The sequence below is a fragment of the Novosphingobium barchaimii LL02 genome, from assembly GCF_001046635.1.
Taxonomy (GTDB): Bacteria; Pseudomonadota; Alphaproteobacteria; order Sphingomonadales; family Sphingomonadaceae; genus Novosphingobium; species Novosphingobium barchaimii.
Map to the genome: position 1 here is coordinate 681,102 of NZ_KQ130454.1, position 23,930 is coordinate 705,031.

At 64.8% G+C, this 23,930-nt stretch carries 23 protein-coding genes; 8 read left to right on the plus strand and 15 right to left on the minus strand.

The window, feature by feature from the left end; translation table 11 throughout:
• Positions 1 to 9 precede the first annotated feature (9 nt).
• The 6 genes from V474_RS13765 to V474_RS13790 all read left to right on the plus strand — a co-directional run bounded on the left by V474_RS13765 (position 10) and on the right by V474_RS13790 (position 7,446).
• On the plus strand, positions 10 to 2,352 hold the full coding sequence (locus V474_RS13765; RefSeq protein ID WP_059152007.1) for a DUF2460 domain-containing protein: 2,343 nt from the start codon (positions 10 to 12) through the stop codon (positions 2,350 to 2,352).
• Positions 2,349 to 3,173, plus strand: coding sequence for a DUF2163 domain-containing protein (locus V474_RS13770; protein ID WP_059152008.1), 825 nt, complete (start codon positions 2,349 to 2,351; stop codon positions 3,171 to 3,173). Before V474_RS13765 ends, V474_RS13770 begins: the two co-directional genes overlap by 4 nt.
• Positions 3,170 to 3,592 carry an NlpC/P60 family protein gene (locus V474_RS13775; protein ID WP_059152009.1) on the plus strand — a complete coding sequence of 141 codons (423 nt, stop codon included), beginning with the start codon at positions 3,170 to 3,172 and terminating at the stop codon, positions 3,590 to 3,592. The genes V474_RS13770 and V474_RS13775 overlap by 4 nt, the downstream gene beginning before the upstream one ends.
• Position 3,593: 1 nt before the next feature.
• Positions 3,594 to 5,789: a phage tail protein gene (locus V474_RS13780; RefSeq protein WP_059152010.1), complete on the plus strand. Its 2,196-nt coding sequence runs from the start codon at positions 3,594 to 3,596 to the stop codon at positions 5,787 to 5,789.
• A gap of 19 nt (positions 5,790 to 5,808) precedes the next feature.
• On the plus strand, positions 5,809 to 6,267 hold the full coding sequence (locus V474_RS13785; RefSeq protein ID WP_059152011.1) for a DUF2793 domain-containing protein: 459 nt from the start codon (positions 5,809 to 5,811) through the stop codon (positions 6,265 to 6,267).
• A 189-nt stretch (positions 6,268 to 6,456) separates the two neighbouring features.
• Entirely contained in the window at positions 6,457 to 7,446 is a 990-nt protein-coding gene (locus V474_RS13790) for an OmpA family protein (protein ID WP_059152012.1), read from the plus strand.
• Between the two features lie 168 nt (positions 7,447 to 7,614).
• On the opposite strand, the gene queC is transcribed toward V474_RS13790, so the two are convergent.
• The 6 genes from queC to V474_RS26885 all read right to left on the minus strand — a co-directional run bounded on the left by queC (position 7,615) and on the right by V474_RS26885 (position 12,646).
• A complete protein-coding gene (gene queC / locus V474_RS13795) occupies positions 7,615 to 8,310 on the minus strand; it encodes a 7-cyano-7-deazaguanine synthase QueC (RefSeq protein ID WP_059152013.1) in 696 nt (231 codons plus the stop codon).
• Positions 8,311 to 8,346: 36 nt separating this feature from the next.
• A complete protein-coding gene (locus V474_RS13800) occupies positions 8,347 to 8,667 on the minus strand; it encodes a hypothetical protein (RefSeq protein WP_330219644.1) in 321 nt (106 codons plus the stop codon).
• Positions 8,668 to 8,836: 169 nt separating this feature from the next.
• On the minus strand, positions 8,837 to 9,745 hold the full coding sequence (gene hslO, locus V474_RS13805) for an Hsp33 family molecular chaperone HslO (protein ID WP_059152015.1): 909 nt from the start codon (positions 9,743 to 9,745) through the stop codon (positions 8,837 to 8,839).
• On the minus strand, positions 9,742 to 10,668 hold the full coding sequence (gene argF, locus V474_RS13810; RefSeq protein WP_059152016.1) for an ornithine carbamoyltransferase: 927 nt from the start codon (positions 10,666 to 10,668) through the stop codon (positions 9,742 to 9,744). Before argF ends, hslO begins: the two co-directional genes overlap by 4 nt.
• The gene (locus V474_RS13815) at positions 10,668 to 11,858 is read right to left on the minus strand and encodes an aspartate aminotransferase family protein (RefSeq protein ID WP_059152017.1); all 1,191 of its coding nucleotides are present in this window, start codon (positions 11,856 to 11,858) and stop codon (positions 10,668 to 10,670) included. The genes argF and V474_RS13815 overlap by 1 nt, the downstream gene beginning before the upstream one ends.
• A gap of 134 nt (positions 11,859 to 11,992) precedes the next feature.
• Positions 11,993 to 12,646, minus strand: a complete 654-nt coding sequence (locus V474_RS26885; protein WP_059152162.1) for a cold-shock protein — start codon at positions 12,644 to 12,646, stop codon at positions 11,993 to 11,995.
• A gap of 296 nt (positions 12,647 to 12,942) precedes the next feature.
• Here V474_RS26885 and V474_RS13825 point away from each other — a divergent pair, with 296 nt between their 5' ends.
• Positions 12,943 to 13,368, plus strand: a complete 426-nt coding sequence (locus tag V474_RS13825) for a TIGR01244 family sulfur transferase (RefSeq protein ID WP_059152018.1) — start codon at positions 12,943 to 12,945, stop codon at positions 13,366 to 13,368.
• Between the two features lie 20 nt (positions 13,369 to 13,388).
• Here the strand turns inward: V474_RS13825 and V474_RS13830 are convergent, their stop codons facing one another.
• The 5 genes from V474_RS13830 to V474_RS13850 all read right to left on the minus strand — a co-directional run bounded on the left by V474_RS13830 (position 13,389) and on the right by V474_RS13850 (position 18,095).
• Positions 13,389 to 13,727, minus strand: a complete 339-nt coding sequence (locus V474_RS13830; RefSeq protein WP_059152019.1) for a P-II family nitrogen regulator — start codon at positions 13,725 to 13,727, stop codon at positions 13,389 to 13,391.
• 229 nt (positions 13,728 to 13,956) lie between these two features.
• Entirely contained in the window at positions 13,957 to 15,255 is a 1,299-nt protein-coding gene (locus V474_RS13835; protein ID WP_059152163.1) for an ammonium transporter, read from the minus strand.
• A gap of 13 nt (positions 15,256 to 15,268) precedes the next feature.
• Entirely contained in the window at positions 15,269 to 15,607 is a 339-nt protein-coding gene (locus V474_RS13840) for a P-II family nitrogen regulator (RefSeq protein WP_007687500.1), read from the minus strand.
• Between the two features lie 162 nt (positions 15,608 to 15,769).
• Positions 15,770 to 16,474, minus strand: coding sequence for an endonuclease/exonuclease/phosphatase family protein (locus V474_RS13845; protein ID WP_059152020.1), 705 nt, complete (start codon positions 16,472 to 16,474; stop codon positions 15,770 to 15,772).
• A gap of 82 nt (positions 16,475 to 16,556) precedes the next feature.
• Positions 16,557 to 18,095 (minus strand): peptide chain release factor 3, encoded by a 1,539-nt coding sequence (locus V474_RS13850; RefSeq protein ID WP_059152021.1) that lies wholly within the window; start codon positions 18,093 to 18,095, stop codon positions 16,557 to 16,559.
• Between the two features lie 334 nt (positions 18,096 to 18,429).
• Here V474_RS13850 and V474_RS13855 point away from each other — a divergent pair, with 334 nt between their 5' ends.
• Positions 18,430 to 20,880, plus strand: a complete 2,451-nt coding sequence (locus tag V474_RS13855) for a ligase-associated DNA damage response DEXH box helicase (RefSeq protein ID WP_059152022.1) — start codon at positions 18,430 to 18,432, stop codon at positions 20,878 to 20,880.
• Positions 20,881 to 21,044: 164 nt separating this feature from the next.
• Here the strand turns inward: V474_RS13855 and V474_RS13860 are convergent, their stop codons facing one another.
• From V474_RS13860 to V474_RS13875, 4 genes are all read right to left on the minus strand, one after another.
• Positions 21,045 to 21,479: an ExbD/TolR family protein gene (locus tag V474_RS13860; RefSeq protein WP_043977207.1), complete on the minus strand. Its 435-nt coding sequence runs from the start codon at positions 21,477 to 21,479 to the stop codon at positions 21,045 to 21,047.
• A gap of 27 nt (positions 21,480 to 21,506) precedes the next feature.
• The gene (locus V474_RS13865; RefSeq protein WP_201786033.1) at positions 21,507 to 22,040 is read right to left on the minus strand and encodes an ExbD/TolR family protein; all 534 of its coding nucleotides are present in this window, start codon (positions 22,038 to 22,040) and stop codon (positions 21,507 to 21,509) included.
• A 119-nt stretch (positions 22,041 to 22,159) separates the two neighbouring features.
• Positions 22,160 to 22,924 carry a MotA/TolQ/ExbB proton channel family protein gene (locus tag V474_RS13870; protein ID WP_059152023.1) on the minus strand — a complete coding sequence of 255 codons (765 nt, stop codon included), beginning with the start codon at positions 22,922 to 22,924 and terminating at the stop codon, positions 22,160 to 22,162.
• Between the two features lie 71 nt (positions 22,925 to 22,995).
• A complete protein-coding gene (locus tag V474_RS13875) occupies positions 22,996 to 23,661 on the minus strand; it encodes an energy transducer TonB (protein WP_059152024.1) in 666 nt (221 codons plus the stop codon).
• Between the last annotated feature and the right edge of the window lie 269 nt (positions 23,662 to 23,930).

The following is a 23,930-nucleotide window of genomic DNA, read 5'->3' on the forward strand; positions in this document are numbered from 1 at the left end:
AGAAACCCCATGGCATTCTGGCTCGCCGCAAAACGCGAAGGTCAGGCCAGCGACTGGATCATGCGTTTCGATCCGCGCTTCTGGACCGTCAACTTCCCGCGCCCGATGATGGCCAGCGTGGTGTCGACCGCGCCCGATGCGCTGCGCGTCGACGCCGCATTCCTGCGCCGGGCCGACCTTGGCGGCCTGATCTGGGACAGCGCGGACACGCTTGACCACCCGCTGCTCGCCTACCGCACCGACCGCGATTATGCCCACACGTCGCTGCGGCTGCGCTGGCGCTCGTCCGGGATCGTCCCGCTGGACGCGGTCAACGGCCCCACGCTGACGATCGAGGGCAAGGACGCCGCCGGCGCCCCGCACACATGGTACGTGCGGCTGTGGAACTATGCCCAAGGGACGGGCGAGGATGCCCTGATCTCGCTGAACTTCTCTGCGCTCGACGGCGGTTTCTCGCTGCCTGCTGACGCCGACCGCGTCTGGCCCGGCGCCATCGAGCGGATGTTCATCTCCTTTGCCCCGCCCGGCTACGACGGCGCCAGCGCCGATCCCCTGCCCGCCGAGGCGGAAGGCTGGATCGAGATGACCGAAATCGCCGCTGACGGCGCGCGGGCGATGCTGGAAATCGGCGATGTCATGGTCCCCGCCACCGGCCTCGCCATCGCCACCGGCTTCGACGATCAGGGCGTGCAGACGCCCGCGCGCCTGCTGCGCAGCGTGTGCCAGCTCGGCTATCGCGGATCGGTGGTCCATTACCTGGGCATGAGCCATTACTTCCGGCTCATGGGCGCAGGCGGTGCATTCCTCGCCGGACAGGGGGGCGATCCGCTCAACGCCCCGACCCGCGCATGGCACCGCGCCTTCTTCGCCGAATGCGTGGGCCAGGGTTTCAGCCCGGTCGCCTCGCTATCGTACGAACTGCTCGACCAGCACTGCCCCGATGACTGGAAGCAGCGCGATCTGGACGGCAATCCGGCCCTGACCGGCTGGGACCCGCCCTCGACGCTGCTCTCGCCCGCCAACGAAGCGGCGATGGCGTGGCTCCAGTCCGTCGGCGCCGCATTCGCCGCACTGATGGCCGAGGCCGGTGCCCCGGTCCGCTTCCAGGTCGGCGAGCCCTGGTGGTGGACCTTGGCCAACGGCCGCATCCACCTTTACGACGACGCCGCGCGCGCCCTTTTCGGCGGATCGCCCCGCGCCATCCCCGACATGCGCCTGCCGCTGGACGAAGCGCAGACCGCGCTGCTCGATCAAGCGGGCGCGCTGCTGGCCGCATCCACCGCAGGCCTCGTCTCCGCCGTTCGCGCCGCCGTGGCCCCTGCCCCGGTCGAGGCGCTGGCGCTGGTCTTCACCCCCACCCTGCTCGCGCCCGACATGCCCGAACTCAAACGCGCGAACCTGCCGCTGGGCTGGGCCGCCCCCGCCTTCGACCGCCTGCAGGTGGAGGACTACGACTGGCTCACCGCCGGCGCCGATGGCCACCGCCGCAAGGCCTATGCCGAAGTCGACGCCCGGCTGGGCTATCCCCCGCACCAGCAGGACTACCTCGCCGGCTTCGTCCTTTCCCCCGCGCAGAGCGACCAGTGGCGACACATCGACGCCGGTATCGACGAGGCCCTCACCCGCGCCCCGCACGAGATCGTGGTCTGGGCGCTGCCGCAAGTCGCGCGCGACGGATACGTCCGCCTGCCGCAATCCCCGCAATCAGGAGCCGACCCCATGCAGGCCTTCGACGACGTGCTCTACCCCCTCGCGCTCGGCCGCGATGCGACGGTGACACCGGAATTCTCGACCAGCGTATCGGTCGCCGCCTCGGGGTTCGAGCGGCGCAACTCTCTGTGGTCGAACGCGCGGCTGCGCTTCGATGTCGGCCCCGGCGTCCGTTCGGAAGCGGAACTGGGCGAACTCCTCGCCTTCTTCCGCGCCCGCCGAGGCCCCGCGCGCGGGTTTCGCCTGCGCGACCCCAGCGATCACAGCTCCAACGCCATGGTCGGCACGCCCGGCCCGATGGATCAGGAGATCGGCATCGGTGATGGGCTGGCCTGCGAATTCGCGCTGGTGAAACGCTACGGCAGCGGCGAGGCAGCGCAAGTGCGGCGGATCACCCGGCCCGATTTCGCGGCGATGTTCGTCTCGGTGAACGGCGCGCTTCAGGTCGGCACCTGGACGCTGGGCGAGCACGGCACCGTCGTGTTCGACGAGCCGCCCGCCGCCGGTTCGACCATCTGCGCAGGCTTCCTGTTCGACGTGCCGGTGCGATTCGCCGAGGACAGCCTCGAAGTATCGGGCGCGGCCTTTGCCGCCGGTGAGGCGCCCAGCGTGCCCATCGTCGAAATCCGGGAGGCATCATGAGCAGGACGTGGTTCGCCGGTGACCTCGAAACGGTGGCCACCTTCTGGCGCATCGCGCGCCGCGACGGCGTGACGCTGGGCTTCACCACCCACGACCGCGACTTGTGGCTGGACGGCGTGCTGCACCGCGCCTCGCCCGGCATGGTGCCCAGCGCCATCCGCAAGTCGGCGGATTTCGAGGCCGACAGCGCCGAAGTGCGCGGCTCCATCACGCATGAGGCAATCGCCAGCGAAGACCTCGCCTCTGGCCGGTTCGACCGGGCGCAAGTACGCATCGGCCTCGTCGACTGGCAAACCGGGGTGCGGGAGATTCTCTACGCCGGTACCATCGGCGCCATGACCGAGGAGGACGGCGCATTTGCCGCCGAGCTGATCTCGCGCAAGGCGCAGTTGTGGCGCGATCCCGTGCCTCGCACCAGCCCGGCCTGCCGCGCCGTCTTTTGCGGGCCGGGCTGCAATCTCAATCCGCAGCATTTCACGCGCAACGTCCGCCTTTCCGCCATTGATGCGCTGGCCAACGCGGCGATATTCGAAGGCGCGCCCGGCGCCGACCTCCATGCCGGAGGAACGGTACACTGGCTGGACGGGCCGCAGACGGGCGTGGTCACGGGCGTGATGGGACCGGGCGAATCAGGCGGCCTCGTCCTTGACGTGCCCCTGGACGAGACGATCCCCATCGGCACCCGCGCGCGCCTTCGCGAAGGCTGCGACCATACGCTGGGCACGTGCGCCGACCGATTCGGCAATGCGGTGAACTTCCGGGGCGAACCCTTCCTGCCCGGCAACGACATGCTCACCCGTTACCCGAGACCCGGCCAATGACCCCGGACACACTGGCAGCGGCCGCACTGGAACTGGTGGGCACGCGCTTTCGCCTTCACGGCCGCGATCCGCAGACAGGGCTGGACTGCGTGGGCGTGCTGTCCGCCGCATGCTCGGCGCTGGGTCGTGATGCGCCCTTGCCGGCCCGCTATGCGCTGCGCAGCCGCGCCATGCCGGATACCGCGCGAATCGTAGCTGACCTTGGCATGACGGCGGCAAACGGTCCGATCCGCCCCGGCGACGTGCTGATGCTGCGCCCGTCGCCCTGCCAGTTCCACATGGCCATCGCCGCCACCGCGCGGTCGGTGGTTCATGCCCATGCCGGACTGCGCAAGGTCGTGCTCGGCCCGCTTCCCGGCGAATGGCCGGTCGCGGGTCACTGGCGCCTGCTCCCCACCTCCGATCTCACAAGGACCTGACATGGCGACCCTCGTTTTCAGCAGCCTGGGCACGATGCTGGGCGGCCCCGTCGGCGGAGCCATCGGCTCGCTCGTCGGCCGCCAGTTCGACAGCGCCCTGTTCGGTCCCTCCGCGCGGCAAGGCCCCCGCCTCAAGGAGCTGGCGGTGACCACCTCCAGCTACGGCCAGATCCTGCCGCGCCATTTCGGCCGGATGCGCGTCGCCGGCTCGATCATCTGGGCCACCGAACTGGTCGAACACAGCGAACTGCAAGGCACCGGCAAAGGCGCGCCCGCGCTCACCACCTACAGCTACACCGCCAACTTCGCGGTCGCGCTGGCGAGCCGCCCGATCCTTGGCATCGGCCGCATCTGGGCCGACGGCAAGCTGCTGCGCGGCGCGGAAGGAGACCTCAAGGCAGGCGGCACGATGCGCGTCCATACCGGTGCCGGCGACCAGCCTGTCGACCCGCTGATCGCCGCGGCGGAGGGCGAACGATACTGCCCCGCTCACCGCGACCTTGCATACGTGGTGTTCGAGGATCTCGACCTTTCCGAATTCTACAACCGCATACCCTCGCTCACCTTCGAGGTGATCGCCGACGAGCGTTTCGACCTTCAGACCGTGATCGGCGAAGTGATCGAGGGCATAGATGCGTCCGTCCCGCTTGACGGCATGGCCGGTTACAGCAGCGAAGGATCGCCCGCGACCGACCTTGAGGTGTTCGAACAGGTCATGCCCCTGGAAATCGACGCAGGCGGCGATACTCTTTTCATCGCGCGGGAACGCCGGCAGGAAGCGGCGATCACGCTGGCCGAACCGGCGGCAGCTACCGGCGACGACGATTTCGGGGGCGGCGCCGGCTTCACCCGCCGCCGCGCCCCCCAGTCCGACCGCCCTGCGGCAATCCTGCGCTATTATGATGTAGGGCGCGATTATCAGGCCAGCGTGCAGCGCCCGTCCGGCCAGCCCGCGCCGGGCGAACCGGCCACCCTGGATCTGCCCGCCGCGCTGGATGCCGCGACCGCACGGATGCTCATCGAACGCACCGCCCGGCGGGTAGACTGGAGCCGCGACCGTATTTCATGGCGCACCAGCGAACTGGACCCCGGCGTAGCGCCCGGCGCTCTGGTCGCCTTGCCCGGCATCGCCGGCCTGTGGCGCGTGCGCGAATGGGAATGGCGCGAAAGCGGCGTCGAACTGGCCTTGGAAAGAGCGCTTCCCACCGGCGCCGATGCTGCGCCCCTCCTCGGTTCGGACCCCGGACGCGGCAACCCGCCCCTTGACGTACCGCTGGCCGAAACCCGGCTCATGGCCTTCGAACTGCCGCTTGATGGACCTTCGGGCGCGCCGGACCGCGCCCGCGCATTCGCCGCCGCTTCCGGCACCAGCGCGAACTGGAACGGCGCAGCGCTTTACGCCGACCGCGGCGACGGCCAGTTGCTGCCCCTCGGTGCCAGTGGGCGCACACGGGCGACCATCGGCACCGCGCGGTCAGTGCTGCCTGCCGCCAACCCACTTCTGTTCGACCGCGGCTCCAACCTGCTCGTCTCGCTGGTCGATCCCGATATGCGGCTTGCCGGGGCCGACACGCGCCAACTTGCCGACGGCGCCGATCTTGCTCTCGTCGGCGAGGAGATCGTGCAGTTCGCCAAGGCAACAGCGCTCGGCAATGGCCTCTGGCGAATCGACGGCCTCCTGCGGGGACGCGGCGGGACGGAGGCCGCCGTCGACACCCACGGCGAGAACGAAAGTTTCGCACTGCTCGATGCCCGGCTCACCGCGCTCGATTCGGGTACCTTGGGTTCCGACCCCAGCAGGCAGGTAGTGGCATTGGCGCGCCAAGACACCGAACCTTTCGCTGCCCCGGTGCTTCTCGGCGGCATCACCTTGCGGCCGCTTGCGCCCGTCCATCCGCGCACCGTCATGTCGCAGGACGGCGCCCGCACCGTGTCATGGACGCGCCGCGCTCGCGGCGGCTGGCCATGGCAGGACGAAGTCGACGTGCCCCTGGTCGAGCAGGCGGAGCGCTATCTTATAACCCTGGGCGCATTCGACGCCCCGCTTGCCGCCTGGGCGACCGATACCCCCAGCCTGACGATCGATGCGGTGACGCTAACCCGGCTGGCCATGCTGGCGCCGGGAAGCGCGCTGCATGTTCGCCAGCAGGGCACTCACGCACTTTCGCATCCGCTGCTGCTCTGCACTCTCCCCTGATTTCGACAGGAATTCCCCGATGACCGATAATCTGATCTTCGCAAATGCCACGCCTCGCTTCGCCCTGCCCCTGCTTCATGCAGGGCAGGCACAAAAAGAAATTTTCGTGAACGAGGCACTCACGCAGGCCGACACCCTCCTGCATTGCGCAGTGACGGGTGAAAGTGCCTCACCTCCAGAAAATAGCGTAGGCGATGAAGCGTGGCTCATCGGCACCGGCGCATCCGGCGATTGGGAAGGCCACGATGCCGAAATCGCCACGCGCCGGGGCAATGCCTGGGCCTTCGTGTCACCCCGCAATGGCATGCGCGTGTTCGACATTTCCTCAGGATGCGAGATGCTGTTTTTCGGTTCCTGGAGAAAAGCTTCGCTTCTCGTGGAACCACTTGGAGGATTGATTGTTGATGGGGAGGCTCGGGCTGCGATCAATGATCTGATCGCTGCTCTTCAAGCCTTGGGTATTCTCCCATCGGCATAACCGGTGCAAAAAACAAAGGTCCTACAGGGTGTCAGAGGTTTCGAACATTGAGGTCGCAAGTCGCCCCCAAGCCCCCGGAATCGCGACATTCTTGCAACAGTCGGGCTCAATGTGCGCTTGCACACGGAATGCCGAGGGGCTAGACACTCTCGCACTCGGTGGCTCCAAATCTCTCTGTAGGGGAAACGTATGAGGAAACTCGTCCTTGGTCTGGCACTGGCTTCGACAGCCATTGCCACGCCCGCGCTCGCGCGCGACAATTCATGGTATCTGCAACTCGACTTCGGCGGCATGATCGTCGAAGACTCCAACGTCGCAATCAACGGTGTCAAGAACGCCGATTCGATCGACTTCAAGAAGGGCTTCGATGGCGGCGCCGTTCTCGGCTACGACTTCGGTCCCTTCCGTCTTGAAACCGAAGCCAGCTATCGCCAGGCCAAGATCAAGAATTCCGGTGGCGCTGACGCCAGCAACCTGTCGTTCATGGTCAATGGCCTGCTCGACTTCGGTCCCGACGACGGCCTTCAGGGCTTTGTCGGCGGTGGTGCCGGTGTTGCCCGCGTTCACGCCGACGTCATCGACGATTCGGACAGCGGCTTCGCATGGCAGGCGATCGCGGGTATCCGCGCTCCGCTCAGCTCGCACGTTGATGTGGGTCTGAAGTATCGCTTCATGAACGTCGCCAACGTCGACCTGGTCAGCCCTGCTGGCGACAGCATCGGCACTCGCTGGCGCTCGCACTCGCTGATGGGTACCCTGGCGTACAACTTCGGCGAACCGGCAGCTCCGCCGCCGCCCCCGCCTCCGCCGCCGCCGCCGGTTGTGGAATGCAACAAGGGTCCGTACATCGTGTTCTTCGACTGGGATAAGTCGGACATCACGCCGGAAGCCGCGACCATTCTGGACAGCGCAGTCAGCGCCTACGGCAACTGCGACAGCGTTCCCATCATGCTTGCAGGCTACACCGATCGCTCGGGTACGCCGAAGTACAACCTGGGCCTGTCTGAGCGTCGTAACGGTGCGGTCCGTTCGTACCTCACCGGTCATGGCATCCCCGATGGCTCGATCTCGAGCCAGGCATTCGGTGAAGCCAACCCGCGCGTTCCCACCGCTGACGGTGTGCGCGAGCTGCAGAACCGCCGCGTCGAGATCACTTACGGTCCCGGTTCGGGCATGTAAGCGAACCGGCAACGGTCAAGATTGGGGGGTCGGAGCAATCCGGCCCCCTTTTCTTTTGCCGTTGATCCCCGGTATTGGTCAGTGGGTAAACACCGCAGACGCCAATACAAAAAGCCCCGCAGCGCTCGTCGCGCTGCGGGGCTTTTTGTATTGGCTATCCAGAAATTATCAGGCGGAGTACGGCGTGGGATCAATCAGTCCTGCATCGGCAAAACCCGCCTTGCGCAAGCGGCAACTGTCGCACAGGCCGCAGGCGGTGCCATCCGGCTGCGGATCGTAGCACGACCAGCTCATGCCTGGGTCAAGCCCGAGACGGTCCGCTTCGCGGGCTATATCCGCCTTGCCCATGAACTGAAGCGGCGCATGGATGCGCAGTACCTGCCCTTCCGCGCCGGCTTTCGTGGCAAGGGCCGCGATGTTCTCGAAAGCGGAGATAAATTCCGGCCGGCAATCAGGATAGCCCGAATAATCCAGTGCATTAACGCCGATGAAGATGTCGTTCGCGCCGATCGCCTCCGCCCATGCCAGGGTGAGCGACAGGAATACAAGATTGCGGGCGGGCACGTACGTGACCGGGATATCGGCCCCCACGCCCTCCTTTGGCACCTCGATATCGTCTGTCAGCGCCGACCCGCCAAATTGGCGAAGGTCGAGCGGCATCACGACATGGCGCCTGGCGCCAATGAAGCGGGCAATATCCGCCGCAGCATCAAGCTCGCGCCGGTGGCGCTGGTTATAGTCGATGGTAAGCGCGTTGACCGCGAAGCCCTGCTCGCGCGCGATGCCCGCCGAGACCATGGAATCAAGGCCGCCGGAGAGCAGCACAACCGCCTGCTTCGGTTCGGGAGATGTCGTTTCCTGCATATTCGATCCGCTACCCCTGCCGCCGGGCAACGGCAATCATGAACTGTGACATGCGCCCGTCTTGCGGCCCTCTGCCGAGTACGAGAACGGCAGTCCATTGACGATGCCCTGGGTATCGATCTGGATCAGCCGATTCGTCTCGCGCCGAATCCGGGTACGGCCGTAGCCCTGGCCACGGCAGGTATACTGCACCGTGACCTGCACGGCGCTATCCTCCACCACTACGCTGCTGCATGGCACACCGGGGTGGCGCAGCTGAATCAGGCGACGCGCATTGTCGAGGCAGATGTTGTGCACGGATGCGTCCCCCCCGCGCTCCCGCAGCTCCCAGCCTCCACGATCAAGTTCGTCGAGCATGCCAAGCGACGGCTTCTGGCCATGTGCCGGAACCGCAATCGCGGCAAAGACTGCCAGCGTCAGCGCTGAAATAGCGGCTCTCAATGTCGTTCCCTTGATTTCGCACCCAACCTGCCGTCATAGTATCGGTAGACCAGGCCGCGAATTCAAGCCGCGCGCCTACGGCAACTTAAGCCGAAACGCGCAGTATCTTCGAACAGAATGCGCAATCGACCGGGATCGTCCCATCCTCATCGCGCATCTCGGCGCGCTGGTCTTCCGGGAAACTCGACAGGATCGACCGGTAATGCTCCACGCTGCAACGGCATCCCCGCTCGAGCGGCTCAAGCGGGTCAACCCGTACTTCCTCTTCCTCATGGAACAGCCGCCACAGCAGTTGCTCAAGGTTGAGCACGGGATCGACCAGCTCGGCTTCCTGAACGCTGCCGGCCATGACCGAAACGTGCTCCCAGTCCCGGTAGTCTTCCTTTGCGTGAAGCCGTTCCCGGCCTTCTTCACCCTCGGGCAGGTGCTGCACCAGCAGGCCGCCTGCGGTACAGCGCAGTCCATTGGAGCGGACTGCAACCCGCAGTAGGGTAGGGACCTGCTCGGACTGCGCGAAGTAGTTCTCGCAGGCATGGGCAAGCGAAGTGCCCTCCAGCGGCACCACGCCCTGATAGCGTTCATTGCTGACGGCGAGGTCGAAGGTGATCGCCAGGTAGCCGGTGCCGAAGATCGCCTCGAGCGAGCAATCCTCCTCAAGCGCACCGACCTTGTCGGGATCATGGCGCAGGTAGCCGCGAATTTCTCCGCCGCGATAGTCGCAGACCAGAAGATCCACCGCACCGCCTTCGGCCTGCGCCTGGAAGGTAAGCTGCGCGCCGTCCTCCTTGAGCAGCGAGCCCATCAGCGCGGTAAGCACCAGCGCCTCCGCCAGCACATGCTTGACCGCCTTGGGATAGTCATGCGCCGACAGCACCGTCTCCAGCACCGGACCGAGCCGCACAACGCGGCCACGGACGTGACGTGCGGGCACGGTGAAGGCCAGTACCCGGTCGAAGCCGGTGTCGTCGCGGCGTAGCAGATCGTCCTCGGTCACAGCTTGCCGAGTGCCCAGAGCAGCACCGACTTCTGGGCGTGCAGGCGGTTCTCGGCCTCGTCCCAGACAGCCGACTGCGGACCGTCCATGACCTCATCGGTCACTTCCTCGTTCCGGTGTGCGGGCAGGCAGTGAAGGAACATCGCAGCGGGATCCGCCGCTGCCATCAGAGCACTGTTGACCTGATAGGGCTGCATCGCCGCAACGTGCGCGTCGCCGCCTGCCTGGCCCATGGAAACCCAGGTGTCCGTGACGACAACCTGCGCTCCCGCCACTGCTTGGCGTGCATCCTGCGTCAGGATCACCTCGCCGCCGGCTGCGCGTGCACGGGCGACGAAACCAGCATCCGGCTCGTAACCCGCAGGACCGCCGATGCGGATCGTGAACTTCATCAGGCCGGCCGCCTCGATCAGGGAATTGGCGACGTTGTTGCCATCGCCCAGCCACGCCAGCTGCAACCCCGGCAACGCGAAACCGCGCTCCACCACGGTCAGCAGGTCGGCCACGATCTGGCACGGGTGCGACAGATCGGTCAGGCCGTTGATCACCGGAACCTCGGCATAATGGGCCAGTTCCTCGATCTTGGCGTGATCGTCGGTGCGAATCATGATTGCATCGACCATGCGGCTGAGCACGCGCGCGGTATCGGCGATGCTTTCACCCCGGCCGATCTGCGTGCTGCCTGCTTCCAGGATCAGCGCCGATCCGCCAAGCTGGCGCATCGCCATGTCGAACGAAACGCGCGTGCGCGTCGAGTTCTTCTCGAAGATCATCGCCAGCACATGGCCGGCCAGCGGCGCATCGGCATCGGGCCGCGCCTTGGGCCACCCATGGCGCGCAGCCTTGCGGTCTATGGCGTCGTTGATCATAGCCGCGACTACGTCGCCGCCGGCATCCGACAGACCAAGGAAATCCTTCGCCATCAGGCGGCCCCCTCCGGCTGGTAGCTGGCTGCTGCCGCCGAGAGCTTTTCCATGAATTCGTCGATGTGGCTGTCGTCGATCACCAGCGGCGGGATGATCCGCACCACATTGTCGCCCGCCGAAACGGTGAGCAACTGGTGATTGTCGCGCATGTGGGCAACGAACGGCCGCGGTTCGACCTTCATCTTGAGGCCGATGAACAGGCCGCGTCCGCGCACCAGTTCAAACAGATCGGGATAATTGCCGATGAACTGCTCGAGCCGCGCCTTTAGCCGTTCTCCCTTGGCGCGCACGTCCGCCATGAACGTCTCTTCGGACATCACGTCGAGAACGGCGCCGATCGCGGCCATCGCGAAGGGATTGCCGCCATACGTCGAGCCGTGCGTGCCGGCGACCATGCCGCGCGCCGCCTTTTCAGTGGCGAGGCATGCGCCGACGGGGAAGCCGCCGCCGATGCCCTTCGCGGTCGCCATGATGTCCGGGGTGATGCCGTACTGTTCATAGGCGTAAAGCGTGCCGGCGCGGCCGACGCCGCTCTGCACTTCGTCCAGCACCAGCATCAGGTCGTGTTCGTCGCACAGCGCCCGCAGGCCGCCGAGGAATTCATCAGTGGCGATGCGGATACCGCCTTCGCCCTGGATCGGTTCGACCAGGAAGCCCGCCGTATTGGGACCAATGGCTGCCTTGGCCGCCTCCAGATCGTTGAATTCGACGTACTTGAAGCCCGGCAGCAATGGCAGGAAGCCCTTGTGCATCTTTTCCTGGCTGGAGGCGCTGATGGTCGCCAGCGTCCGGCCGTGAAAGGCGTTGTTGAAAGTAATAAGTTCGAACTTGTCCTCGTTGCCCGCCGACTGGTGATAGGCGCGCGCTGTCTTGATCGCGCATTCGACCGCTTCGGCGCCCGAATTGGTGAAGAATACAGTGTCCGCGAAGGTCAGATCGACGAGGCGCTGGGCAACAGCCTCACCCTGGGGGCTGCCGTATAGGTTGGAGACGTGCATCAGCGTCTCGGCCTGCTTCTGGATCGCGCCGATCAGGCCGGGGTGCGAATGGCCCAAGGCATTGACGGCTATGCCGCTGGCAAAGTCGAGGAAACGGCGGCCGTCCTCGCTGACGAGATGGCAATGCTCACCGCGAACGGGGCGCACGCCGCACCGGGGGTATACGGGCATCAGCGGGGTGATCGACATGTCGGTTATCCTCGAAACAAATTCATCACGTGGAGATCGCAAACGACAAATGGCGGCCCTACCGGGCCGCCATTTGCGCGCATTTAGACGTTTGCAGTCGCCCGGTCAAACGACCGGGGGAAGTGCTGTCGGGGTCAGGCCTGGAGCGCCGTCAGGTTGACCGCCGAGTACTTGCCTCGTCGATCCACCTCGATGTCGAACTCAACCCGGTCACCTTCGTTCAGGCCGGACATGCCCGAGCGTTCCACCGCACTGATGTGCACGAACGCATCCGGCTGGCCGTCATCACGCGTGATGAAGCCGAAGCCCTTCATGGAATTGAAGAATTTGACCGTGCCGGTCGCCTTCTCGCCCGTCAGCTGGCGCTGCGGTGCTTCCGGCTCGCGCTTGGCAACGGCGATCACGTCACCCACGACCGAAAGGTCCGTGGCCGAGATCTTGCCGCCGCGATCGACAAGCTGGAATTCAAGCTGCTGGCCTTCCGCAAGGCCTTCGAGGCCTGCACGTTCGACCGAGCTGATGTGAACGAACACATCGTCGCCGCCTTCATCGCGCTGGATGAAGCCGAAGCCCTTTGCCGCGTTGAAGAACTTAACGACGCCGCGACCCTGGCCGACAACCTGGGCAGGCATTCCGCCGCCACCGCCACCGCCGCCGCCGAAGCGATCACCGCCTCCGCCGCCGCCGCCGAAACGATCCTGTCCGGCAAAGAACGGGTCGAACTCGTCCTCGCCAAACCGATCCCGCTTGTCGCGTCCCCTTCCGCGACGACCTCTGTCAAAACCCATGTCTACGAACGTACCTTCGCTGCGCCCCATAAGCATTCGCCCGGACGCGTGGACGTAGCACGCCGGACGCCAGGCAAAGAACTGAGCAAGGCCCAGCGCTTTCCTGCGATCACGGCTCTTACACGAGTCCAAAGTCGATTGCGAACGGAAATGCGCCGCGTTTTAGGCCCACAACGGTGAAACATTCGATTTCTAGCGGTGAATTGGCTTGCCTGTTCTGTCCGAAGCGGCTTGATGGCCGCAAGCCCGATGCCTTGCCTTCGGCCCTGAAAATCGATTCCTAGAGAGTGTGCGCCATGTTCCGCCAGATCACCGACACCGTCTTCGCCAGCCCGCAGATCGGCACCGATGCCATCGAAGAGGCCAAAGCGCTCGGAATCGTCCGGATTATCAATAACCGCCCCGAAGGCGAAAGCGACGATCAGACGCCCGGCGGCGACATCGAGACCGCAGCCCGCGCGGCCGGAATCGATTACGTCGCGATTCCCGTGACTCACGCCGGTTTCAGCCAGGCACAGGTCGATGCGATGGCAACGGCGCTTGACGCCGAGGGGGCTGTGCTCGCCTATTGCCGGTCAGGCACCCGGTCTACGCTGCTGTGGGCGCTTGCCCGCGCAAAGGCCGGTGACAGCCCTGCCGTGATCGCCTCGAAAGCCAACGCGGCCGGCTATGACGTTTCACCGATTCGCGAGTTGATCGACATGCTCGCCGCCCGCGGCTGAACAATCCGGGCGGCGATGCGTCACAGCGCGTCGTCGCCCTGCTCGCCGGTGCGGATACGTACCGCCTGCGCCAGTTCGAATACGAAGATCTTGCCGTCACCGATCTCGTCGTTGTTGGCGTGCTGACGGATGATCTCGGCCACCTTTTCCGCGAGCGAATCAGGCACAGCGACCTCCAGGCGTATCTTGGGCAACATGCTCGATGCATATTCGGCGCCGCGATAGACTTCGGTCTGGCCCTTCTGCCGACCGCAGCCGCTTACTTCCGAAACCGTGACGCCGGAAACTCCGGCCGCGCTCAGCGCTTCCTTCACCTCGGTGAACTTGAACGGTTTGATGATGGCCGTGACGTACTTCATGCGCCCCCCGCTTCCCGAACCTGCTGAACCGAAACCCAGCCTTTCACAAGCGCGGGACCGCGACAAAGGTTTTCGAAAAAAACCCGCGCTGCGCGGACAAAAAAAGGGCCGGAGCGGCTGGCTCCGGCCTTTATGAAGTTTGTGTTCGCAGGAGGAACATCGGTTGGCGACGACGGGTGGGAGGAGAGGAGGAAGTACCCGCCGCCGCCAAACTGTAGAAAACGTGAACTTAGTTGTAGGCGCGCTCGCCGTGCTCACCGATGTCGAGGCCGTCGGCTTCGACTTCGGGAGTGACGCGCAGGCCGGTGATTGCCTTGGCGATGAAGATCGCGATCACGGTGCCGATCGTCGCGATGACGACGGTGGCAAGGACCGCTTCGATCTGGATCACCAACTGCGAGCCCATCGCGAAGTCCGCCTTGCCGGGGCCGCCCAGGCTGGGAGCATAGACGATGCCGGTGCCGATTGCGCCGACGATACCGCCGATGCCGTGGACACCGAAAGCGTCGAGTGCATCGTCATAGCCGAGCATCGGCTTGAGCTTGCTGACCGCGAAGAAGCAGATGAGCGAGGCGACGCCGCCCAGAACGATCGCACCGAACGGACCGGAGTTGCCGGCAGCCGGAGTTACCGCAACGAGACCGGCAACGACACCCGAGCAGAAGCCCAGGGCCGACCCCTTGTGACCGGCCAGACGCTCAGCGAGCATCCAGAACAGACCAGCCGAAGCAGTTGCGACGAAAGTGTTGATCATGGCGAGCGAGGCAGCGCCGTTGGCCGAAAGAGCCGAACCGGCGTTGAAGCCGAACCAGCCCACCCACAGCAGGCCGGTGCCGACCATGGTCAGCGTCAGCGAGTGCGGCGGCATCGGCTCGGCCGGGAAGCCCTTGCGCTTGCCGAGGATGATCGCGGCAACCAGTGCCGAAACGCCCGCATTGATGTGGACAACGGTGCCGCCCGCATAATCGAGAGCGCCCAGACCGAAGAAGTAGCCGGTCGGAGCCCAGACCATGTGCGCGATCGGGAAGTAGACGATCGTCAGCCAGACGACCGCGAAGACCATGACTGCCGAGAACTTGATACGCTCAACCGTCGAGCCCAGCACCAGCGCGACGGTGATCGCCGCAAAGGTCATCTGGAAGCAGACGAAAACGTATTCGGGGATGGTGCCCGAAACCGAATCGGGTGTGACGCCTGCAAGGAACGCCTTGCCGAAGCCGGCGACGAACGCATTGCCGCCCTCACCGAAGGCCATCGAATAGCCGTACATCACCCAGATGAGCATGGCGAGCGCCGCTGCGGCGCCGATCTGCGTCATCGTCGAGAGCATGTTCTTCGAGCGGGTAAGACCGCCGTAGAACAGCGCGAGGCCGGGCAGGATCATAAGGAAGACAAGGACGGTCGACGTCATCATCCAGGCGGTATCGCCCTTGTCGACGGTCGGAACGGCGTCCTGCGCGAAAGCGGTGGTCGAGACGGCGAGGGATGCGACTGTCGCACCCAGGCCGCCGAAAATCTTGCGGTTCATCATGGAAATCCCCTCAGAGCGCGGTGTCGCCGGCTTCGCCGGTGCGGATCCGCACAGCCGAAGCGAGGTCGAGGACGAAGATCTTACCGTCGCCGATGGCTTCGGTGCTTGCGACCTGCTGGATCGTCTCGACGATCTTGGGTGCCAGATCGTCAGGTGCGGCGACCTCGATCTTCACCTTCGGCAGCATGTTGGTCGAATATTCGGCCCCGCGGTAGATTTCCGTCTGACCCTTCTGACGACCGAAGCCCTTGACCTCTGAAACGGTCATGCCGGCGACGCCGATTGCCCCCAGCGCCTCACGCACTTCGTCGAGCTTGAAGGGCTTGATGATGGCTATGATGAACTTCATGCCTATCCCCTGTTTGCCACCGGCCCCAGCGCCGGCTGCGAATACGCAATGCAAAGGGTGTGCCAATTTACCAACTGGCAAGTTTATGTGGCGATTCAAGTCGTGCCGATACCGACGAACGCACGGGCGACACGTACCGTCGCCTGATTCATGAGCAGTTGCCTAAATTTTAGGCATGTTTAGAGACGCAACGACCGGCAGATGGTCCGACCCTACTGCCGACAACGGACTGTGATGGACCTGGGTTTCCAGGACTTCCCACTCCTTGGACACAATAATCCGGTCGAGCAGCGCCATCGGCCGGCGTGAGGGGAAACTTCGGCCCGGCGCCAGCACGCGCCAGCTTTCGTCGAATTCGCGCAGACAGCCACCGCGCTGCGCCCATTCGTTGAGATCGCCCATCATCACCGTCGGCACATGCTCACCGCATCCGGTGCAGTGCGACAGCACGCTGCGCACCTGATGCCGGCGGCGCAGGCCTGAAAGGTCGAGGTGCATGCCGACCACCCGGATCCGCCGCCCCTCGATACGAAGATCGGCGCGGATTGCGCCGCGCGGCTCCAGTACCGGCAGCGGCACCGGCGCGGCCTCGATAAGCTCGATCCCTTTGCGGACCAGCAGGGCATTGCCGTGCCAGCCAAGGCTGTCCGGCTTCATCGAGAGGGGCACGGGCACGTAGTGGGTGCCGGCATGAATGGCATCGAGCGGCAGCACCGCCATGCGCCGACCGTAACGGCGATCGACTTCCTGCAAGGCGACCACGTCGGCATCGATCTCGCGCAGCACCGTCAGGATGCGCTCGGGATCGCGCCGCCGGTCGAGCCCGACGGCCTTGTGAATGTTGTAGCTGGCGAACTTGATCTGCAATCGCTGGGTATCCCGTTGGATGGATAGCCTAGCAATCCACCAGCGTCCTGTCAGGTTCCCCTCATGGCCGCTCAGGCGCCGTTCAGCGCTCCTTGGTGGCGCTGAACGCCAGGTCGGGATTGCGCTCCTGCTGGTAGTTCACATCCCAGGCAGACCGGGCCATGAATACCGGATCGCCGTCGCGGTCCTTTGCCAGGTTCATCTTGTTGATGTCGGCGAAATCGCGCAGCGCCTTGTCGTCGCCCTTGAGCCAGCGCGCGGTGTCGAACGGCGAGGGCTCCAGCATGGCTTCGACCTTGTATTCGGCCTCAAGCCGCGAAATCAGCACGTCGAGCTGGAGCTGGCCGACAACGCCGACGATCCACTGCGAGCCGAGTTCCGGGTAGAACACCTGGATCACGCCCTCTTCCGAAAGATCGTCCAGCGCCTTGCGAAGCTGCTTGGTCTTGGTCGGGTCCTTGAGCTGGACGCGGCGCAGGATTTCCGGCGCGAAGTTGGGCAGGCCGGTGAAGCGCACGTCGTTGCGCTCCGACAGGGTATCGCCCACGCGCAGGGTGCCGTGGTTGGGAATGCCGATGATGTCACCTGGCTCGGCGCTATCGGCAAGTTCGCGGTCCTGCGCGAAGAACAGGATCGGCGAGTGCACCGCGATCGGCTTGCCCAGCCCCGACGGCGTCAGCTTCATGCCGCGCTTGAAGGTGCCCGAAACCAGCCGCATGAAGGCGATGCGGTCGCGGTGCATCGGATCCATGTTGGCCTGCACCTTGAAGATGAAGCCGGTGACCTCCTTGTTTTCCGGCTCGATCGTGCCCTGCTCGGACGGCTGCGGACGCGGCGGCGGCGCGAGGTTAGCGATGGCCTCGATCAACTCGGTGACGCCGAAATTCTTGAGCGCCGAGCCGAAGTAGACCGGCGTCAGGTCGCCGCCGCGATAGGCGTCGAGGTCGAACTCGGGATAGCCAGCCATTGCCAGTTCCAGTTCCTCGGCCACCTCGGCGGGGAGCGCTGCGCCTTCATCGACGGTCCCGAGAAACTCCTTCCTCGGGCCCTCGGGACGGCTGATGCGGCCCGATGCGATGTCGAGAATGCCTTCGAACACACCGCCCATGCCCACCGGCCAGGACATCGGGCAAACGTCGAGCGCCAGCATGTCGGCCACTTCGTCCATCAGGTCGAAGCAGGCCCGGCCCTCGCGGTCCACCTTGTTGATGAAGGTGATGATCGGCAGCGAACGAAGGCGGCACACCTCGAACAGCTTGCGCGTCTGCGGCTCGATGCCCTTCGCGGCATCGATCACCATGATCGCCGAATCGACCGCCGTCAGCGTGCGGTAGGTATCTTCCGAGAAGTCCTCGTGGCCCGGCGTATCGAGCAGGTTGAACGTGATCGTGTTTCCGTCCGCATCGGTCCGCTCGAACGTCATGACCGAGCTGGTCACGGAAATGCCGCGCTGCTGCTCGATCTTCATCCAGTCCGACCGCGCACGCCGCGCAGCACCGCGCGCCTTGACCTGTCCGGCAAGGTGGATGGCGCCGCCTTGCAGCAGCAGCTTCTCGGTCAGCGTGGTCTTGCCGGCGTCCGGGTGGGAGATGATCGCGAAAGTGCGGCGGGAGTTCGTCATCGCCGCGCTTTAGTTGGGCGCGGGGCGGGTAGCAACAGGGGAAGATGAAGGGGAAGGCCCGGATGAAGACCTGGGACCATCGCCCCAGACCCCTTTGATGTCGTCGCGGCGCGCGCAGCATCCCAAAGCACTCCCTGCGCCGCGGGCTATTATGTCTCCCGCCTCTAACGTGAGCGCAAAACGAAGCTTCACGCATGACCTCGACATTAAATGGGTCTGGCGCGATGGCCCCAGAGTCTTCCCTTCAAACACTTCACGCAACCGGCGCGGCGACGGTGCTTTTCCCCATACGTGCCGATATGCTCCTCCACATGCCCAACCTGACGCGCCCCGCATGACCGAACCAGGCCTTGTCCCGCAGGAGATCGCCGACTGGTTCGACGCGCGCGGCTGGCGGGTCCGCCGGCACCAGCGCGAGATGCTTGCTGCCGCCGACAGGGGCAACCATGCCCTGCTGGTCGCGGATACCGGCGCGGGCAAGACGCTTTCGGGGTTTCTCCCCACGCTCGCCGCGTTCTGCCCGTCGCGACTGGCCGGCACAAAGGTGCCCGAAGGCCTGCACACGCTTTACGTCTCACCGCTCAAGGCATTGGCGACAGACGTTCAGCGAAACCTCCTCGCGCCGATCGAGGAGATTGGCCTGCCCATCCGTGTCGAGACGCGAAGCGGGGATACCTCGTCAGACCGCAAGGCCCGTCAGCGCTCACGTCCGCCGCATGTCCTGCTGACCACGCCCGAATCGCTATCGCTGCTGCTCAGCTACCCCGAGGCGCCGGAATTGTTCGCGGGCCTCCAGCGCGTAGTGATCGACGAGGTCCATGCCTTCGCCACCGGCAAACGCGGCGACTTGCTGGCGCTGGCGCTGGCACGGCTGCAGGCGATCAACCCGGCACTCCAGCGCGCCGCCCTTTCGGCGACGTTGGCGGACCCGGACGAGTATCGCGGCTGGCTTGCGCCCTGGGGTGAGATCGACAGCGTGGAACTGGTGGTGGGCGAGCCGGGCGCCGACCCGCAGGTCGACATCCTGCTCCCGCGCGAGGAGCGCATCCCGTGGAGCGGCCATGCCGCGACCTGGGCGATCCCCCAGCTCATCGAGCAGATCCGTGCCCATCGCACTACGCTGATCTTCACCAACACGCGGTTTCTGGCCGAATACATCTTCCAGGAACTGTGGAATGCGAACGACGGCAACCTGCCGATCGGCATCCACCACGGGTCACTTTCCCGCGAGGCCAGGGCCAAGGTCGAGGGCGCGATGGCCGAGGGCCAGCTGCGGGCGCTGGTGTGTACCGCCAGTCTCGATCTGGGGATCGACTGGGGGGATATCGACCTTGTGGTGCAGATGGGGGCGCCGAAAGGTTCGTCGCGCCTGTTGCAGAGGATCGGGCGCGCCAACCACCGGCTCGACCAGCCCAGCAAGGCCGTGCTGGTGCCAGGCAACCGCTTCGAATTCCTCGAAGCCTTCGCCGCGCAGGAGGCGGTGCGCCAAGGCCAGCGCGACGGCGACCCGTTCCGACCCGGCGGGCTGGACGTGCTGGCCCAGCACGTCATGGCTGCCGCCTGCTCGAGACCGTTTCGCGAAGACGCGCTGCTTGCCGAAGTACGGTCGTCGCTCCCGTATGCCTGGGTCGATGAGACGCTGTTCGCACGCGTGCTCGAATTCGTGGCGACCGGGGGCTACGCGCTGCGTTCCTACGACCGCTTCCGGCGCATCGTGCGCGAGAAGGACGGAACCTGGCGGCTGACCCACCCTGAACATGCCGCCCGCCACCGGATGAACGCCGGGATCATCGTCGATGCCGAAATGCTCGATGTGCGCTTCCGCAACGGCCGCTCGCTGGGCAAGGTGGAGGAAGGCTTTGGGGCCAGCCTGAAGCCGGGCGACACGTTTCGCTTCGCCGGCCTGGACCTAGAAGTCGAATCGATGAAGGACCTCGAACTCGTGGTGCGCGCGGCGAAACGGTCCGCGACGATCCCCAGCTACTCCGGGCAGCGGATGCCGATCTCGACCCATCTGGCTGACCGGGTTCGCTCGATGCTGTCCGACCGTGCGGGCTGGGCGCGCTTTCCTGACGACGTGCGCGAATGGCTGGAAGTGCAGGACTGGCGCTCGCACATGCCCGCACCCGGACGGCTGCTGGTGGAGAGTTTTCCGCACAGGGGCCTTGCCTATACCAGCTACTATACGTTCGAGGGATGGAACGCGAACCAGTCGCTGGGGATGCTCATCACCCGGCGCATGGAGGACCGGGGGCTCGGCCCGCTCGGTTTCGTCGCCACCGACTATACGCTGGTCGTATGGGGGCTGAAGGCGGTGGAGGATCCGGCCGCGCTGCTCTCGCCCGATATCCTGACGCACGAGTTTGTCGACTGGGTGCAGCAATCGTACCTGCTACGCCGCGCCTTTCGCGAGGTTGCGGTAATTTCCGGTCTCGTCGAGCGCCAGCAGCCAGGGAAGCGCAAGTCGGGGCGGCAGGTCACATTCTCTACCGACCTCATCTACGATGTCCTGCGCAAGTACGAGCCGGATCACCTCTTGATCGAGGCGGCATGGGCCGATGCCCGCGCACGCATGACCGATGTGGCGCGCGTTGCCGACGTTCTCGACCGGGCCGCGCGCGAGGTGGACCATGTCGTGCTGGAGCGGATCAGCCCGCTGTCTGTCCCCGCAGTGTCGATGATCGGGCGGGAAACCATGCCGTCGGGGGCCGCGGACGACGACCTGCTGTTCGAGGCGGAGAGTTTGGCTTCGGTCGCCATGCGGGTGGATTCGCCAGATAACTGAAGCGCGGCGCCATAGCGCCGGCATACCTAAAGGCCGCCAGGGGAAAGGGTCTGGGGCCCTGAGATTGCGTTTTTACCGCCAACCTTCGCAGACACACAAAAAAGGGGCGGATCGCTCCGCCCCTTTTGGGTGTCCCTTGCGGGACCAGTCTTGGAACCTTTGGCTTACTTGCCGAAGTTCGCGAACTGTTCGTTGCCGACGAAGCCGAACTTCGTGACATTTGCCGCCTTGATCACCTGCAGGACCTGGGCAGACAGCTCATAGCTGGCTTCCGGTTCCGGCTGGAACTGAAGTTCCGGCTCGGTGGCCATACGGGTGGTGGCCTGCAGCGAGTTGACCAGACCGTTCTGGTCGATCTGCACGCCGTTCCACAAGATCTTGCTGTCCTGGGTCAGGACGATCTTGTTCTTGATCGGATCGATCGGCGGCGGTGTGTCCGTCGGAGGAGTCGCGACCGGCAGATCGATATCGATCGAGTGGGTCGCAACCGGGATGGTGATGATGAACATGATGAGGAGCACGAGCATGACGTCGATCAACGGCGTCGTGTTCATGTCCATCATCGGGGAGCCATCATCTTTGCCCGCTGACATTGCCATGGAAAGTTACTCCTGTTCCTGCCTACGTCAGCCGTTCGGGTCGACGGGGTTGGTGATGAAGCCAACCGTCGGGTAACCCGAGACTTGAACGTTGTAGATCGCACCAGCCACGCAGCGCCAGGGAGCCTGGACGTCGCCGCGGATGTGGACCTGCGGGATGAGCTCCGGGTTCGACATCAGAGCCTGCGGGCCACCTTCACGCTTCACGATTGCATCGAGACGCTTGAAAGCCTGGTCGCGCAGTTCTTCAGAGGTGACCGGAGTGACGTTGTTGAAGTAGATACGGCATTCGCCGCCGCGCGAGGCGCCCAGATAACCGGGCTCTCCGGCCGTACGGCCGCCGCTGTCGGTGGTCGAGACGGTGAGGAGAAGGTTTTCGACCTTGTCCTTCGATTCGACTGCTTCGACGACGGGAATGCGCAGCTTCTCGATCGTCTGGATCGCGACCGGAACCGCAATCAGGAAGATGATCAGAAGCACCAACATGACGTCGACGAGCGGCGTCGTGTTGATGTCGGACATCGGTGCGTCTGCACCGCCTCCGCCCGTGGATATCGCCATAGTCTTATCCTAATCCTTGCGTTGCCTTGGGGCCGGCGACGGCATTCGCATGCATCGTACCGCCGCCGATCTCCCCGTACGGGGGGCGGACCGGAAGGCCGGCCCGCTTCCCGCGCTCCTTACGACTTGAGAGGAGCGGCAGCCGGCTTGGGAGCGACGGGCTTCACGGGTGCGGAACCGATAACGGGCTTCACGGCGCCCTTCGAAGTGATGTTCGCGAGAACGTCATTCGAGAAGCCGGTGAGCAGTTCGGCGATACGCTTGTTACGGCTCTGCAGGTAGTTGTAGGCAAGCACCGCGGGAACCGCGACGAGCAGACCGAGAGCGGTCATGATCAGTGCTTCACCAACCGGGCCTGCGACCTTGTCGATCGATGCCGAACCGGCGAGACCGATGGCGATCAGGGCGCGGTAGATGCCGACAACGGTACCGAACAGACCGATGAACGGCGAGGTCGCACCGACGGTAGCGAGGAACGACAGGCCGCCTGCGAGACGCGAATTGACGGTTGCTTCCGAGCGAGCGAGCGAGCCGTGCAGCCAGTCGTGTGCTTCGAGCGAATCGGTCATCTTGGCGTGCTGGTCTTCAGCGGCGAGGCCGTCGTCGACGAGCTGGCGCCAGGCGCTGTTCTTGTCGAGCTTGGCAGCGCCTTCGCGCAGGGTCGGCGCCTTCCAGAAGGTCGTGCGGATGGTGTTGAACTGGCGCAGGATCTTCGACTGTTCGAACCACTTGGTGAACAGGATGTAGAACGAACCGAAGGACATGATGCCCAGGATGATCACGGTCGCGTAGGCGATGAAACCGCCCTGTTCGAGGGCTTCCATGAAGCCGAACTTGTTCTGCGGCGCGCCCGCACCGGCGGCAAGGATGTCAACGATAAGCATGCGATATACCTCTCAAGAAGAATGCAGGAGTAGGTCAGGACCAAAAGGTGCCGTCCGGACCAGCCTTGGAGTTAGTTGAGCTTGTAAACGATCGCCGTCGAATAATTCGACGAGACCGGATTGCCGCCGTCGTCAAGCGCCGGGTCGAAACGCGCATAACGCGTCATACCGTCGCAAGCCGCCTCATCGAGGTCGGGGCTGCCGCTGGAGCTCGATACCGAGCAGGCGCTGACACGGCCATCCGCACCGATCTGGACACGAACGCCCACGCGGCCTTCGCGCTCTTCACGCGCAGCCCGGGTCGGGTAGTTCGACTGGATGCGACCAGCCCAGCCAGCCTGACCCTTCGGCCTTACACCGCGGGCCTTCGAAGGTCCGGGAGGAGGCGGAGGAGCAGCCTGAATCGGCGGCGCAGTCTGGATCATCGGCGGCGGTGCCGGCGGCGGAGTCTGCACCGTCACCACCTGAGGCGGAGCCGGGGCAATATTGATAGGCGGCGGCGGCGCCACGATGGGCGGCGGCGGCGTATCGGGTTGTTCAGGCGGAGGCGGCGGCGGCTCCTCTTCCTTGGGTTTCTCTTCCTTGATATCCACGGTGGTCACCTTCTTGATGACCTGTTGCGCCGCCTTGTAGGCCAAGCCGGTGACAAGCGCATAGCCGACGAAGACGTGGATCAAGGCGACAATGACAAGAGCAACAATCTTGTTGGTGCTCATTTGCTGGTCAGCGTAAGCCATTCAGACGCATCACTCCATTACCAAGCCCCGAACCGTTTCTGACGGAAACCAATCCCGACAAGACGTGTCCAAGGGCGCCCATGGCTTCCCCCGAACGGAGGAATCCATGACGAAACTACAATTACCCACCCTGACGGCTGACAGTCTACCTTCCCGTGAACGAACCCGACGGGAAGACGAACCGCGGGGCATTTTTTAGTATTTTTGCCCCATTTTGCAGGCTTCTTAACGGTGAAGCCTTCCCTGCGCAACGCCTTATCGCGGTGGCG